Origin of the sequence: Dyadobacter alkalitolerans DSM 23607 (assembly GCF_000428845.1) — a bacterium.
GTDB lineage: Bacteria > Bacteroidota > Bacteroidia > Cytophagales > Spirosomataceae > Dyadobacter > Dyadobacter alkalitolerans.
Genome location: NZ_AUAS01000003.1, coordinates 12348 through 28982 on the forward strand (window position 1 = coordinate 12348; position 16635 = coordinate 28982).

Consider the following 16635-nt stretch of genomic DNA (forward strand, 5'->3'; position numbering starts at 1 on the left):
TTCTTTCGTGAGTATTTCATTCAGTTGCATACGCTTTCAATGTTGATGACCAAATCAGCACTGGTCTGAAGTCTAGATTGAAAAATGATTACGGTAAGTCTATTAACAATACATACGCTTTTCTCAGAAAATCACCGAATATTCAAACCCAAACCCAACACTGAATCCTAAAAACGGACAAGTCTTCTCATTTCTCCAACTGCCAGTTGGTAGTTAAATTTGGATTATTGAACAGATTTGTAGAATCTTGTAGGGTCTACACAAATAGTTGTAGAATAATTTTTTATTCACCCTAGGTTGGGCTTTTTACTTTCTTAATGTTTAAAAATAAGCTCGCTTTTTTTTTCATTCTTTTGCTCGCACTTGGAAGGCCTGTTTTATCTCAGACAATACGGGAAAAGGGTTTGTCAGCCTTCCAAATCAAACACTACACCAACGAGGATGGCCTGCCACAAAACAGTGTCTATTCCATTGCAAAGGACGAGTTTGGGTACATCTGGCTTTCTACCGAACGGGGATTGGCACGTTTTGACGGAATCGCGTTTAAGGTCTTCGATAATTTCGGCAAAACATATCAGGCAGCAAGTATAGGTTCGTTCCATATTGATCCACGGGCAAAGGCAGACGGTTTTTTCGCCCTGAACAGCGAGCAGAACTTCATCCATATTCATCATGGAAGGGCTGCTCTTGACACGACACTATACCGCCAGCTGGCGGCCCAGCCGTTCCCCTATCCCAGCAGGGGTACCGGGTATGTATACGAAAGATCTCCAACCCTTTTTCACGCAAATACCTTCCCCGACTATTTTGCCATTCCTGCCGGCAACGACCGCTTCTTCGTTTACGACACAAGGAATCTGGATTACTACGAGCGAAAAAATAAAGTAGGCCGGATCAGCTTGCCTGGCAAAAGCATATGGGATTTTTTCCGGGTGAATGATGGTCTTTATCATCTCGAAGATGGGACGTTGACCCGCTTTGCCGCGGGCGCAGGCCAATTCAAGGGCGAACAGGTTCACTTTAAAGGTGACCTGATTCATGACAGGTCATACAAGCGCGAAAGCCCCCTGGAGATATTCTGGAACAACGCAACCAATCAAACTTTTGTAGTGGTGGGGCAGTCGCTTTACCACATCACTCCGACAGCCAATGGCAATTTAACCTCCGAGCTGATCATGAGGGGCTTTGATTTCCAAAAGGAACAGATCAAAGCCGTTTATTACGATCAGAAGGCAGGACGAATTTTTCTCGGCAGTCAGCTTAGCGGAGTTTGGGTATTGACACGGAAGAAGTTCCTTCCCCTGGCTACGGATTTTCCAGGTACCGACCAAGTTTACTACGGGCAGGCTTTAACTGGTACAGGCGTGCTGTCCGCGCAGGGCATTGCCTACTCCCAGGAGGGGCCCGAGGGTAAAATACTGGCCAGACAACTGCCGCTGGTGACAAAAAGTGTCTTCTGGGACAAGTACAGTATCCTCGTTGACCACCAGGGATACATTTGGTGCAAGCAGGGGCCAAGGTTGACAGTGATAAAGCCTGACGGGTCCGGGATAAGGTTTTCCTGGGAGCTACCCGGGAGAACCTCCCAGCTGTACCAGGGAAGAGACAAAACCATTTGGATTGGAACGCTGGATGGAGGGTTACTCTATGTAAAAGCACCTTTCACAAATCGCACTGCCCCCACTTTATTTTCTAAAGAGCCGTTAAATGACATATCGTGGATTACTGAACAAGGCCCCGATTCCATTTGGGTTGGTACCCGCAAGGGATTATTTCGGGTCTCGCGCCATACCAAAGCAGTATCTTCAATCAAAGGCCTGGAAAACGCTTATATCCGGAGTATGCTCATTTCCCGCGATAAGTCGGAAACTTGGATTACTACTTATAAAGACGGATTCTTTCTCCTTAAAAAAGGGAAACTTACCCGCTTTCCGCTTGACACGAAAGGATATCTGGCCAGTGCGCATTGCATTATTGAAGATGGTAAGGGTTTTTTATGGATTACGACCAACCAAGGGATTTTCCAGGTCCTTTTGTCGGACCTTCTGGCGTATTCGGAAAAGCCCCGGGAACTGTATTATCACCGTTACGCAAAGACGGACGGATTTAATACAAATGAATTCAATGGAGGATGCCAGCCGTGCGCGGTTCGGCTGCCTTCCGGATACGTGTCTCTCCCGTCCATAAACGGATTGATTTGGTTTAAGCCGGAGATGACCACTGCCGAGGTTCCCGCGAACAGTATTATGGTCGACCGGATTGACATTGACGGGAAGCCAACGCCGGCGAAGCAAAAACAAGTCGTCTTCTCACAAGATCAAAAACAGCTGGCGTTGCAGGTTAACACGCCTTTTTTAGGCAACCCTGATAACCTGGCATTCTCTTATACATTACAGAAAGAAGGCAAAACCCCGAAGGCATCAGATTGGTTACGCATTGAGACAACAGCAGGCAATGTGGCCACTATCACGATTTCAACTTTAAGCCAAGGCCATTATGTCTTAAACGTCAGAAAAGCTAATGGTTTTGGAGAAGCCAATTATAGTTATGAAACAATCCGTATCACCGTTCCTCCCTTTTGGTATCAGACATGGTGGTTTTATTCGTCTGTCTTTCTGGCTCTAATCCTTTCTTTTTTATTTTATTCAAAATACAGGATCCGAGCGATCAAACGACGGAATTTGCTGCTTGAAATGCAGGTAAGTGAGCGGACCAGTCAATTACAACTAACACTTCGGGATCTGGAAAAATCACAGGAAGAGCTGCTAAACCAAATGCATCTTCAATCCAGGTTCATGGCCTCTATCGCCCACGATGTACGCTCGCCATTAGGCGCAGTAATCATTGTTTCCGATGAAATGCAAAAGATGGTCGACCAGCAGCAATACAATGAGGTATCTCTATTTGTCAAAAATATTGCAGATACCATCAGACGGGTAAAGGACTCCCTTGAGGATATGCTGGCTTATGTCAAAATTCAGGTTTATAAGCACGAGCCGAAGAATGAAAGGATTTTGCTTTATAATCTGATCGAGGAAAATATGCAGTTATATGGAAAAAATACAAAGATCAATTCAAATACCTTCTTAAACTTGATCCCGGCCGACGTTGTCGTGGTAACGAATGCACAGCTGCTCAAAATTATTGTCCACAATCTGATGGACAATGCTAATAAATATACCGATAACGGTGAAATCAGAGCCTATACTTTGCAGGACACCAACCGGTTGAGTCTGGTAATTGAAGATAATGGTCAGGGTATTTCACAGGATCTTGTTGAATGGTTCACATCAGGCAAACCGCTTTCAGCGCCGTCATCCAACGGTGGTATCGGTTTGGCAATGGTCAGGGAACTGGCCGCCGCCGTTGCTGAAAGCATCCGGATAGAGCGGCTAAATCAGGGAACGAAAATAATCATCACTTTCCATAACTAAGTTTGACCACAACGGTGCACGTACTTCACAGTCCCTGTACTTTCTTTGCCAGATCAATTACACTTGTAACACCCATTTTCTCAAATATGCGGGCTTTATAGGTACTAATGGTATTGGCGCGTAAATTCAAATTAAATGCAATCTCTTTAACCCATTTTCCCTCAATCAGAAGATCCATAACCTCTTTCTCCCGGCCGGACAAATTTTTGGAAATCTTCTGTCGCTGTGAGACTGAGCTTCCAGTTGACACAGCAGAAAGCAGACGGTCCTGAATTGCCGAGCTTACATACCGTTTGTTTTTCATTACCGTCGTGATTGCAACGACTAGCTCATCTCTGTCAACAGATTTAGAGACATACCCATTTGCACCAGCGGCGATGTATTCAAGCGCGTGAATCTGTTCATCCGCTGCGGAACACACAAGGATTATAACCCTAGGCTGTCGTTGCCTAATCCGATCAATCATCGACTTACCTTTTCCTCCGGGAATATCGATGTCGAGTAAAATCAAATCAAATGTAACAACTTCGATATAGGAAACGGCGGCTTCAAAATCATCTGCTTCCATGACCGCTGCCTGACGATAAAGCTCGCCAAGCACGATCTTTTGACTCATACGCACTAAAAAATGATCTTCAATCAGTAGAACTTTCACCTTTCAAATTCGTGGGTTAGTAATAACGGGTGCAATGTTGTAATGCTTAGAATTCCGGCGCCGGACAAGCCGTATTTCGACAGTAGCGCCGCAAGCTATTTCTTTTCTTTGTTGATAACAACCTTATTGAGTTTGATAGCAAGATCAACAATATTATCTACTTCCAGTTTTTCGAAGATTTTCCGCTTATAATACCCAACGCTTTTAGAGGTCGTTCCAGCGATGACAGCGATCTGCTCATATGAATTCTTTGCAACCAATAAGTCGGCCATAATTTCCTCTCTTTTTGTGAGTGTGTGATTAATAGGCTTTTCAGTAATATAAAATAATAGATGCTCCTGGATATCGGCGCTGATGAACCTGGTATTACTTTCAGCGCGCCTCAGGCCTTCATTAATTTCTGCTGGTGAAGATTTGTTTGAAAACAAGGCCGTCACTCCTGCGCGGATGAACTTGTACATGAGCTGGGTTTGATCACCAAGGTGGACTAGGACCGCGGTATGCGGATTGGCTTTCTTATAGTTAAGTAGTAAAGCGGTGTCCTTTGCATCGGCCGCACTTACATCCAGAATCATAACCTGAAATGTTGTCCCGTAAGACACTCCAATCGCGTCCTGCACAATGGGCGTCTCAATTATGACTGCATCTGGGTACTGATTGTTGATAATTGTGCGAATCGCCAGGGAAAACAAATGGTTATCTGTAACGATTAGTATCGTCATGATCGAAAAGTGTTATTTATATAAAGGTGTCTGATGATCGCTTTCGGTTATAAATGAAAATTCCGGGCAGCAAGTTGCCGCCCGGAATCGCAAGTTCCGCTATTACCTGGTAACGGCTATTTTGTGTGTGCTAATAGTGCCGTCAAACAGGGTCAATGAAAGGGTGTAGATGCCGGTAGGTAAGCTTCGGACATCCAGGCCTTCTGCCGGAATTCCGTTATGGCTAAGTACGGGTATGCCCGACACGTTAGTCATTGTCGCTAGTTTTACCTGATCGCGACCATTAATAAGTAGTCGGTTGGAAACCGGATTGGGATAGGCTACCGTTATCACCCCTTTAATCTTCACCTCTCGGATGCTGCTCAATGAATACGTTTCATCCGCATCTACCATTTTCAACCGGTATAGGTTGACACCGCTGAGTGGTTTACTGTCTGTGAATGCATAGTCAACAATCACCTTGCTGTCGCCATGCGACGCCACCAAGCCAATAGCCGTCCATTTTTTTCCATCGGCACTTCGTTCGATCTCGAAGCGGTCGCTGCCGATTTCGACGGTGGTCGACCAGGTGAGCAGGACTGTGCCGCCCTCGGCTGCTGCCGTGAAGCGAGCCAACGTTACAGGCATCGCGGTTTCAAACATGATAAAATAATCCTCTACCTCGCCATCTACTGCTGCACCGTTGATGCTTCCCGTTGTCAGCGGATCCGTTGTCAGTCTAAAGCGTGCATATACGCCGGTCGTGCCGGTGGCTCCGCCCAGCGTCGCACTTGGCCAGATCAGCGTCGCGCTGGTAGTTGCAGGTGCTACGGTTGTGCATACGCCTTCTCCCGCTTCGAAAACACCGTTGCTGTTCCAGTCGATCCAGCCGCACAAGTTGGCTGTTGACGATGTTAGGTTAACAGTGGCCACATTCACGGTGTAGTTAGTAACTGAGGTGGTCGTACCTCCTGAAATGACCGGGAATGCCGATATGCCATCTTCGTCGTTCAGGCCGGTGACGTTGTCACCGGTAGCCTGCACAGCCGGTGTACCTTCAAGCTCAGCATCAATTGCGCTGCCCATAGTCAGGAAGCTGGTGACCTTGTGCGAAGGACCGTTGCTAGCCGTGAGGGTGCTGTATGAATCCGGTGCATCGCCATAGTCGCAGCCGATGCCGATGGTAATGTCGTCAATAGCGAAATCATTGCCGTTAATGCCAGGCACCTGCTGGTTGTTGCGGATGATGAAATCCACGGTGCCCGAGGCGTCAGCCACGAACGTCATCGAATACTGCCGCCAGTCGGTCTCGGTCGTAAAGGCTATATCACCCGTTGATTGGGCCGAAATCAAACCGCCTTGCAGGTTCCGTGCTTCCAGTACCAGGTTGGGCACAACATATCCTGGTGCATTGGTCAGGTTGGTTGCCCAAAGTGAAAGCGAATACGAAGCGCCTGGCAAGAGTCCGCTGAACCGGCGACGGAACACTTCATCCTGGCCGAAGCCACCATTTACATTCAGAAAATAGCCGCCTACATCACCCGCCGTATGGTCAGGTGCTACTGTTCCATAGTACAACGCCTGAAAATTATTCACGACTGTGTGAGTTTCTGCGCCATATTCATTGTAGTGGTAGGGTGTATAAATTGAAGGAATGGACGAAACTGCCTCCGATCCCGAAGCGCCAAATGTTTCGACAAACGGGGTGCCGCACGAATTGGAGATCGTTGAAGTCTGGATATTGTAATTCACAAACTCAACGTGCGCCGTCTGGCCTGCTGTTACGGTGACAGTCGCGGTGCGGGCAGGAATGTTGGTAGACACCGCGCCGCCGGCTGTATTAATCTTAATCAGTTCCCAAGAACCTGGTGCTGCGTTTTCGGAGATTGTGTAAGTGCCCGGTGCAACGTTGTAAACAATACTGTTACCGGCACCTGATAGTCTGACTGTGTGGTCATTAAACCACCCGCCGTCTTCCCTGCGCTGAATGAGCCGTCCGCGCATGGTGGTGGGTCCTTCCGCTTTTGCATTGTAAGTTAGGACTGGCGTGTCCCCGTCCGAGCCTACAGAAATACCGCCGTTGTTGCTGCCGATAAACACCCCGCCACTGTTGGCATCAGGGGCCCAGGCCAAGCCTGAAAGTCGATAGGCCTGGGCGCTGTTCACAGCCCAAACGCTGCCGTCGGCTGCAACGGTAATGTCGCTAAACCCTTGTGACGGGTAGGTTTCTGCAATCGTCGCCACGTCTCCGGACACCGTTACATGGTAAACCTGCCCTGCCGTTTCACTAAGTACATAAATCGAACCATCGGGCGCTACATCCAGCCGTGAGCCGCAAATATTAGGGAAGCCTGTATAGCTGCTGCCGCCATTCCAGCGGAAAAGCGTGTAACAACCGGCGTTATTAACCGCCAGCACATAAGCAGGCTGAATACTACCCGCCGAAACACCCACATCGAACACGTTGATCGTACCAGCAGTGGTAGGGATAAAACTAGTTCCATCCCAGGTATACATAAAACCTTGTGCGTTCACCAGGATAGGCGTACCATTCAGGTCTACATCCACCCTTGTGCCCAGGCCGGGAGCAGTGATCCAGCTAGAAGTCCCGGCCGGCCGGTAGTAGACCCCGCCATTGCCCGTTCCCGACGCTGGCGCGGCAATAGCCCAGACGGTATTGTTATTACCTGTTCCCACATCTTGCAAGGAGACAAAAGCTGGGTCATCATTGAGCGTGAAGGCCGCGCCGGAAGGAATGTTGGAAGTAAAACCAAAATCAACACCCGGGCTCACCTCTGATTGTGCTTTCTTGGCAATGACAATTGTTGAGAGCGGTGCCAGTGCCAGTTCGCCAGAGGCAAACGTGTAAGCTGTATAAGAATCAGGAGCCAAAGGGCTTGTCGTAGTAATTGAACCAGCGGTTAGGTCGCTGTTGCCGCCTAAAACAGATGTTACATCCACGTTGGACGGAATTGCTTCCCATTGGGTTCCATTCCACCCAACGATTGTCAACTTTGTCAAATCGCTGCCAGTCAGTGATGCAATTGAACTACCGGCATCCCACGTCAGTGTTAAGGGCGTTGCATTTGCCCCATCGATATCCCAGTATTCAATTGTACTGACAACATCAACGCCAGCGCCCATGCTGCTGGTGTTAAATGGGCCTCCGTTGGGAAGCGCAGCGTAGTCAGATCCTGTAAAGAGATTGCTGGTAACAGCCGTATTAGGGTTAGCGTGAAAATAAGACCCCATTGTGCCATCGGCCGAAGCCGCAAATTGGCCAACGAAGCCATTGTCCCCAACAGGAAAGACAAACGTGCCGGCCCCGTATTTGCGAACGTAGCCATCCACATAGCCCGCATCAGAAGCACCTGTAGAAGTCAGGTTATCACCGGCGAAGTTGAGCACGCCGAAGTTGCCCGACGCGCGTTCCGTCAGGATTACACCCGGTTGGGCACCCCCGCCGCCGTTAATAAAGTCGTGATCGCCAAAAAATGTCATCTGGGCACCACCAAAGATCGTGGTATTGCCCTGGCTACCTTGCTGCGCAAGCACCAGGTGTCCAAGCAAAAGCAACATCGCTGAGATGGCCATGCTGATCCATCCCTTTGCGGATGAACTGGTATAAGTTAGTTTCATTGTAAAGTCTGTTTAGTGCTTTAAGAATTATAATGGTGTTTGAAGCTTGCTTTCTATTCCGAGCAGCTATACAAGGACATTAGAATGGTCCGATAGCATAAGTCTCCTGAAACTGAATATCTCCAGTATAATAACCAGTATAAAACCAAAAATAGAGTGTTTGTGGGCCAGCCACAGTAACCCGAAATCCCGGCGTTGTATGGTGTGCAGTGGGTACAACAAATAACCATTCTGCTGCAATACCCTCTTGAACATAAGTCGAGGCGCTGCTTGACAGAGCGGTGTTGATAAAAGCATGATTCGGGATAGGATGCGTTGTCGCAGCGGTATACGTTGCCCACCTGGCATAAACCATATAGGTGCCTGCTTTGGGTAATGTTATGGATCCACCCGAATATTTCTGTTCTATAGCGCCAGTTGAAAAGTTAACAATTTCACCGGTAGTCCCATTGATCATGGTACCGGCAAGAGGATTCTGCCAACTAGCACCACCGGCTGCATCCGAAGTCAAAACTTTCCCTGCCCCCTCAGTACCGTCGGTAATGGTTACCTGGCCTGTTGTTTTGTCTATTTTCGTTTTACGCCCGGGTGTGGACGCTTCTACTTCCAGGTTCGAGTTAGGCTCGATGGTGGCTGGGTTTGTTCCGATTTTCACTTGCGCGAATACAGCGGAAGAGCCAAGAAGCAACGCAGCTACAAACAATACAGAGGTTATCTTCGTCCAGGAAATATTGAATAGTAGATTTTGTGTTTTCATGAGATACCTTTGAGTTTAATTAAATTAATGAGAATTGTCTGGAGTGAATGCAGACACCCAACTGATACACCTTAAAATTCGTAGATCAGCTAGTCTATCTTCGTAACGGTCATATAAGCCCTTCCGCAGGTACCGGTCCAGATAGGATTAACAGGCGGATTTCCATCGGTTTGCATGGTGTAACCTTCCAGCGAGATGCCATCACCCGCATTTAATTTGCCAGTGTAAACAACAGATTGCCAGTCCCCGGCCGCAGCGCCCATCGGACTAACCCCCTTGAAGATCGGACCGCCATTTTCGGAGGTTACCCATATCCTTGTCCATAGCGTGACACCGGCTCCCGTAGTGCTAACACAGGATAGACCCACTTGTACAGAGTAAGTGCCATTGGCGGGAACCGTAACCCTCTTGGAACCTGCGTCCCAAAGTGCCCCGCCCAATGTAGGAACCAGGGGGAGCCGCTGACTTGGTTCGTCGTGAGTTGTAAAAGTTGGAATGGTAGCCTGGCCCGTAATGGCGCCACTGAATGCCGTGACAGGGATGGACAGTTCAGACTGGCTTTGCCATGTGGCGACCCCGTTCGCATCGGATGTCAATACCTTTTTATCGCCCTGAGAACCGTCGGCAATCGTTAATTTTCCTGTGGTTTTATGGATGCTGATCTTCTTGCTTGGGTCCGTACTTTCTACTTCAAGGTTGCTATTGGGGTCGATTGTCGTAGGATTGGAACCGATCTTAACCTGAGCAGAAGTAATGGATGCCCCCCCTAAAAGCGCGCTAAGAAGCAATGCATTAAATAGTCGACGTGTTTTCATGAAGCTTGCGTTTTGTATGAATAATTGTTTGCATTTTGTAATCGGATCTAGTGACAGGTTCGGAATTACTTTATCCACACGATGGTCATGAGGTGGCTAAATATCTTCCCTACCCTAACTAGTCTGGAGGCAAACATAAACACACTACTTTGAATCAATTTGTCGACATCTACAAAAAGAAGTGAGAAATAACTCGATACTTATAGTATTTATACTACATTATTTGTAATAATTCTAATCCTTGTGGCAATTCTGCATATAATAGTGATAATAGCATACGACTTTGATTACATAATGAGTGTATTTACGTTTGTGTTTTACTTAGGCAGTACCAATAACATTGCATCCTTCGAAGCATTCGAGGACTGATTATCGTCAATTCGGCTGGTCACTCTGCGCATAATGATACCGAAGGTAGCTTTACTTTTTGCCTGACGTACAGACAAGACATGCTTAGGAGGCTAAGCAAGTTGCTGTTATCAAGTCTTTGTGCCAAACAATGACCTTATGGACGTATACATCGATCTTGTGGGGAGCTGTTTTCTGAGTGCTCATTCAATGTCCGCTTTACCTAGTTAGCACCGGCATGAACTCTACGTCGGGTGATTACGCCATTAAGTTGGACTGATGTTACATTTGCGGTGGGTGTTAAGAAACCACGTAAATCAATAAAATTCGTGTCTACCAAAGTTTTCCACATTAATATGAAGTGGCAATTAACCATCGACATCTATAAGGCATCATCTGAAATTAATTCGGCGGTTATTTCTACTAATTGACTTTTATTCCCTTCTAGGTTATTTTACCAATTCGGACGTTCAGATTACAAGAGTGGTTTATGAAAATTAATTACACATATATTATGATATAGTCGGTAAATTGTCTGCCAGAGTCTTATAATGGTAGGATAAGCTACAATCCTAATTGTTCTGCACCACAGTCTTGGACATTTGCGATACATCCTTGATAATGACATCCAGCTTATGAGCTGATTTAAGAATTCCTTAATACTCTTTTAATACAAATCCGGATCTTGGTAATAATGGTTTAAGGCCATTGAGAAAACCAAAACTAAATAGTTAGTTCATTGACGCCGTTTTTCGCCCATTTGTAAGAAAAACCTCATGTAGGTGTAAGAGGTGCCGTCCACTTTGCCAATCTCAAACCTGCAAACGTTATCTCATATCAAACAAGGGTCGGGGCAGATTTCGCACTTCTTTTTAACAAATCTCTAAGTCCTTTGTTCAGTATTCAAGCTGAACCGGGTTTCAGTCAGTCGGAGGCCAAATATGATGCCTCAGGTGAAGGGCTTCTAGACGGCCTGGTGCTGAAAAGTGAAGATTTTGGAAAGATTTCCATCAATTATATGAACCTACCAATTTTATTTTAATACAAACCCCGATTCGGCAGGTTCGAAGGTATTTTTTCCCTGGGGCCGGAATTGCGTTTAAGAGCGGGTGCGAGCAAGTTTAATTATAACTCTAAAATTTATTATGACGGAGTGCTCACTAAAGATGAATCTGGGCAGACAGAATTAAGTCCTAATTTGAAGCCATTTGATTATGGAATGGTTGGTGGCATGGGAATCGCATATCCGCTGCAAAGCATAAAAATATTCGTAGAAGCCCGCTACCATTTAGGGCTGAGGACGATCTATAAAGACGGCGTTGATATGTTCAACAGAGGCCCTTCTGTACGACTCGGCGTCATGTTGCCTTTGTAAGATAGCCGACAATTTGGTTTCTTTCAATTAACCGTTTGGCATCACAACCTTTCTTATAGTCGAGTGCAGTTGGGCGGTGCTACGCTCAAATAATACTAGAATTTTTTTTACAAAAAATGTAAATAAAATTTGCTTTCTTAAATTATAACGATTAATATTACGGTACCCCAAAATTCTAGAAAGCTATTTGATATTTATTATCCCATTCAAAACAGGGAGTAAATGTTTTGTGAAAATCTACCAAATAGTTTTACGGTTTTATTGATTCGGTTTAGTGAAAGAAACTGTTTTTGCAATCAAATCGATCGTGTTGTAAACCAATTCCAAATGGTAATTGCTGGTGCGCTGATAAAATAGCAAATACGCAATTAATATTTGCCTGGAAGTAAAGTCTCAGATAATACACTCCTATTTATATCCTTTTTTTTATTCCATTATGAAATGTTATTTCATAATGCATATCCAATTGATATGTTTTTGGGACTGCTTTGATTAGGAAATAAAATAGCTACAATCAATTCAAAACATATACAGTAAAATCAAGGCTTCATTTAATCTATTCTCAACCATAAATCGTTCATCAATGAAACAGCTTTTCCTTTTTGTCTGCTGCATTTTTTTTACAGCCAGCGCATTGCTTGCGCAACCTATTACGCCACCTTACATTAGAATTGGCGGTTTCTTCAACACGAGTACCAATCAAGTGGAGGGTGGCACTACCTACACACATAACCAAACCGTCTGGGTAGATTGTGGTACGAGTGTAAGCTTCCCCTAAAAGTGATCGTTGAATAAATGGAGCTTTCCGATTATATTTTCATAAAAGGAAAGAAACATGAAGAAGAATCGATTTAGCGAGGCCCAGATTGTGGCCATTCTAAAGCAGCAGCAAAACGGACAAACAGTTGTTCAGATTACCCGTGAGCACGGAATCGGCGAAGCCACTTTTTACAACTGGCGACAACGATATGGTGGCATGGAGGTTTCGGAATTGAAACGCATGAAAGACCTCGAGGAGGAAAATCGGCGGTTGAAAAAAATGTATGCAGAGTTGAGTTTGGAACATGAGGTAGTAAAAGAGGCGCTGAAAAAAAAGTGGTAGGGCCTGCTCAACGTCGTCAGTTTGCGCATTGGATTGTCAAAACAAAAGCTTTCAGCAAGCAACGAGCTTGTCGATTAGCAGGATTAAGCCGACGAATGTTTGCTTATGAATCCAAGCGTCAACCTGATAATGAAGTTGAACAGGCCGTTCAAGCTATTGCACAACGTCATCCTGGTTGGGGTTTTTGGAAGATTCGTTATCGACTACGCAGACAAGGATATTCTTACAATCATAAGCGTATTTGGCGCATTTACCGCCAATTAGGCTTGAATTTACCTAGACGAAAGAAAAAGCGGCTACCGGACCGAGTCCGACACCCCTTGGCAAAACCCACTGGGATTAATCAAGTTTGGTCACTCGACTTTATGTCTGACGTATTGAAAGATGGACGTCGTTTTCGTACATTGAATGTATTGGATGATTACAATCGGCAAGCACTGGGGATAGATATTGACTTTTCTCTACCTGCGAGGCGGGTTGTCCGGCTTCTAGAACAAGCAATTGAAACACATGGCAAACCAAGTTGCTTACGATGCGACAACGGACCCGAGTTTATTAGCATAGCGTTGACGGAATGGTGCGAATCAAATGAAATAGAACTGCGTTGGATACAGCCTGGTAAACCGACACAGAATGCGTACATCGAACGATTTAATGGCACTTTTCGCCGGGAGGTTCTCAATGCCTATTTATTTCGAAGTTTGCCGCAAGTTCGGGAAGTGGTTGACCACTGGATCAACGATTACAATACGCAAAGACCACATCAAGCACTTGGCTTTTTAACACCAGATGAGTTTAAACAAACGGGATAAGCTCTGTTCAGAAATTGATCACAAAAGAGGGAATAACACACGAGCGCCATTACAGTGTCAGTCCCAATTTTTCCAACGCCGTATGGTGTCATCTGGGGCAGCAGCTCAACCTTTACAAGATCTGCGGTTGGAGGAATAGATTACATTCAGACGGTGCAGCTCGACCCCAATAAAGGCGACGGCTTTATCTCTGTTGTCTACGTGCTGCCCCCGTACCCGTACACCAGCGCCGTGATGTCGATCAATATCAAGCAAAAGCCATCTGTCCCAGCAATCACAGGAACTAACATTTGCGCCGGTAACTCCGCCACGTTTACAGCTACCAGCACCTACGGTTTACAAAGCACAAAACCTATGAGTATACTATGGCAGACGACTGGTGGAGTTACTGTGAATGGGTCTAGTTCATTTACATCGCCGCCGGGAACATCATCGAGCGTGACTATCGCAAACAGCTCTAGCGGAACATACTCAGCACGCGCAGTGGTCGCCTCATGCAGCAACCTGCAAACTTTGGCCAGCACCGGAAGTCTTGGAGCACCTACGATAAAGAACCCAATCTATTGGTTATTTGATCCAGGTTCGAATATGTGGCAGTTCAGCCAAATTTCGGAAGCTCCGGCGGTAACATATTCGTTTAGCGTTGCATCCGGATCCGCTTCCATTATTCAGAATAGTGGAGATGCATATATCACGACTACATCCGGGGCCAGCATCTGTGTGTCTGGGACCAACAGTTGCGGTACCGGTACTCCGTACTGCTTTTATATCCCTGCCAGTGGAGGTATGTTGAAATCCGTATCACCCAATCCCGCACAGGATGTCGTGCTAGTTGAATTAAATAATGCTGAAAAGATCGATTTTTTGCCCGCCGCCCTGAATATGTATCGGGAAAATTCGACCAATCCTGTGAAATCGATTTCTGTCCGTGAGCTCTACGAACGCAAAGCATTTGTTGACGGCAACAAGGTCAGCCTGTCGGTGGCAGATCTGCCGCGAGGCGTATATTACCTTCATGCTATCCCTGCTCAGGGTTCCAAGCTAGATGCTCAAAAAACCAGGATTATTTTAAAGTAGAACGATCAGTCTTATTTGATCAATCTGGGATTGAATCATAAATTCTGAAAGCAAGTGTCCGGCAATGTGTATTGCGTTGATATATAAATCATTGTTTGAATGAATAAAACGTAAGTAGGTCGCCGGATTTGTTTGCAAAGATTGAGTAAAAGGCCGCCTGGTTCACCCGGGTGGTCTTTGATTTTTGAGCGGAAATAGAGCCTCTATCTCCGAATGCAGATGTTTTATTTTCGCTTGACAAGCATAAAGCAGAACTGATATGTATCCGGACAGAAACAGTTGTTTTAAATTTATTAGCTTATTCATTTGTTCAGTATTCGATGATTGGCAATAGAAATGATCGATATGATCCGTATTGGGAAAATTAACCTCTACCTAATGCTTCTGGCACTAACTTTGCCGGTTCTTGCTCATTCTGATGCGTTAAGATCAGATCTCGGCAACGCCTGCCCCTATATCAGCCATCACGCAATTTCCGATTCGATCCGGTTGCAATCCTCGGATGTTGCCTGTTTAGGAACGGATCCTGTCATTACGGTAACCGGAACAGATATCACCTGGTACGCTGATGCAGCAAAGAGTGTGCGTCTTGCCCAGGGTAACACCTACCATTCTGCGCCATTGCACGAGACCACAACGTTTTACCTGACCCAAAGCGTTAATGGAGTCGAGTCTTCGGTGACGCCCATCGTCATAGAAATCGTTACGGCTATTCTAGTTGATATAAAGACCACACCAGCCAGTTGCGGAAAAAAGGATGGCACCTTGACACTTGTCGGAGAAGGCGGCTCAGAACGGTATCCCGTACAGTTCAAATTAGACGATGGTGAATTACAGACATCCGGGACATTTACCAATCTTGCAGCCGGAACTTACTTGCTGACTACGCAGGCCGGCGAATGCTTCGGAACCAAAGAAGTAACAATACAGCAACAACCCTCGCCAGTGATTTCGGCCATCGATTCTGTGTCCCCCAGGTGCGGGAATGCAGACGGTTCGCTGCGCATTGCCGCGTATAGAGGGAATGGTACATTAAAATATTCCATAGACGGATTAAATTTCGATACAAATAACCTGTTTGAAAATCTTGCGGGGGGTGAATATACAGTAGCTGTGAGAGATGATGCGCAATGCATGGTTTCGCAAACTGTTTCGTTGAAGCAAAGCCGAACACTCCAGCTAAACGAGATCGAAGTAATACCTACGGATTGCGGCCAGCCAAATGGCAAAGTGATATTGCCGTCTGTTACCGGAAACGGGGCTTTACTTTACTCCATCACAGGTTTAGCCGAGCAGAGCTTAAATTACTTCGATAGCCTGCAATCCGGTAGGTACAAGGTATCTGTCAGAGACGAAGACGGTTGTACTGCCGGCAAGGAAGTCGTAGTTGCCGACAGCCAAGGGCCTACTATTATCCATATTGACACCCAGCAACCAGAATGTGAGCTAGCCAGCGGGGCAATCGCAATTTCTGCGGGCGGAGTGAAAAATTATGTTTACAGCCTCGATGGTATTGAATTTCAGCAGGACTCGTTGTTTGAAAAACTTGCTGCCAGTACTTATGTCGTCACAGTCAAGGATGAGAATGGCTGCATCGCCCGGCAAAACGTTGATCTGAGCAGTTCGTGTAGCCAACAAATATTTATTCCGTCTGCATTCAGTCCGAATGGTGACGGAATAAACGATGCCTGGGCTGTATTCTTCTCAACCGCGGTTATTCACATTCAGGAAATAGCCATTTTTAGTCGATGGGGAGAAATCGTTTACCATAGTGAGCCTGGCAATGTTAGTAGTGGTTACGCTATGTGGGACGGTCGGTATAAAGGAAATTTTGCACGCGGCGTTTTTACCTACCGAATGCTCGTGAAGTTCTCAAATGGTTCTGACAGGACTTTTACCGGGACGGTACTGACACTTTAA

12 protein-coding genes are annotated in these 16635 nt (G+C 46.0%); 7 read left to right on the forward strand and 5 right to left on the reverse strand.

From position 1 onward, the window contains the following. The first annotated feature begins 404 nt into the window (after positions 1 to 404). On the forward strand, positions 405 to 3434 hold the full coding sequence (locus tag G395_RS28745; protein WP_169720008.1) for a sensor histidine kinase: 3030 nt from the start codon (positions 405 to 407) through the stop codon (positions 3432 to 3434). Between the two features lie 25 nt (positions 3435 to 3459). On the opposite strand, the gene G395_RS0105890 is transcribed toward G395_RS28745, so the two are convergent. The 5 genes from G395_RS0105890 to G395_RS0105910 form a co-directional block, all read right to left on the reverse strand. Further along, on the reverse strand, positions 3460 to 4089 hold the full coding sequence (locus G395_RS0105890; protein WP_026629206.1) for a response regulator transcription factor: 630 nt from the start codon (positions 4087 to 4089) through the stop codon (positions 3460 to 3462). 95 nt (positions 4090 to 4184) lie between these two features. After that, the gene (locus G395_RS0105895) at positions 4185 to 4811 is read right to left on the reverse strand and encodes a LuxR C-terminal-related transcriptional regulator (protein WP_026629207.1); all 627 of its coding nucleotides are present in this window, start codon (positions 4809 to 4811) and stop codon (positions 4185 to 4187) included. 102 nt (positions 4812 to 4913) lie between these two features. Beyond that, a complete protein-coding gene (locus G395_RS0105900) occupies positions 4914 to 8429 on the reverse strand; it encodes a GEVED domain-containing protein (protein WP_229204034.1) in 3516 nt (1171 codons plus the stop codon). Positions 8430 to 8508: 79 nt separating this feature from the next. Beyond that, entirely contained in the window at positions 8509 to 9186 is a 678-nt protein-coding gene (locus tag G395_RS0105905; protein ID WP_051350036.1) for a hypothetical protein, read from the reverse strand. An 89-nt stretch (positions 9187 to 9275) separates the two neighbouring features. Further along, positions 9276 to 10001, reverse strand: a complete 726-nt coding sequence (locus G395_RS0105910) for a hypothetical protein (protein ID WP_026629210.1) — start codon at positions 9999 to 10001, stop codon at positions 9276 to 9278. A gap of 1240 nt (positions 10002 to 11241) precedes the next feature. Between G395_RS0105910 and G395_RS33245 the strand changes: the two genes are divergently transcribed. From G395_RS33245 to G395_RS0105940, 6 genes are all read left to right on the forward strand, one after another. Beyond that, on the forward strand, positions 11242 to 11391 hold the full coding sequence (locus tag G395_RS33245; RefSeq protein ID WP_157486587.1) for a hypothetical protein: 150 nt from the start codon (positions 11242 to 11244) through the stop codon (positions 11389 to 11391). A 39-nt stretch (positions 11392 to 11430) separates the two neighbouring features. After that, positions 11431 to 11724: an outer membrane beta-barrel protein gene (locus G395_RS33250; protein WP_510185846.1), complete on the forward strand. Its 294-nt coding sequence runs from the start codon at positions 11431 to 11433 to the stop codon at positions 11722 to 11724. A gap of 583 nt (positions 11725 to 12307) precedes the next feature. Next, positions 12308 to 12502 (forward strand): hypothetical protein, encoded by a 195-nt coding sequence (locus G395_RS32005; protein WP_157486588.1) that lies wholly within the window; start codon positions 12308 to 12310, stop codon positions 12500 to 12502. Between the two features lie 57 nt (positions 12503 to 12559). Next, positions 12560 to 13638, forward strand: a protein-coding gene (locus G395_RS0105930) for an IS3 family transposase (RefSeq protein ID WP_374754373.1) whose coding sequence is annotated in 2 segments (ribosomal slippage) — positions 12560 to 12806 and positions 12806 to 13638 — 1080 coding nt in all. Because the reading frame shifts where the segments join, the coding sequence is not laid out codon by codon here. 54 nt (positions 13639 to 13692) lie between these two features. Continuing rightward, positions 13693 to 14715, forward strand: a complete 1023-nt coding sequence (locus tag G395_RS28750; protein WP_035360567.1) for a hypothetical protein — start codon at positions 13693 to 13695, stop codon at positions 14713 to 14715. Positions 14716 to 15093: 378 nt separating this feature from the next. After that, a complete protein-coding gene (locus G395_RS0105940) occupies positions 15094 to 16635 on the forward strand; it encodes a T9SS type B sorting domain-containing protein (protein WP_169720010.1) in 1542 nt (513 codons plus the stop codon).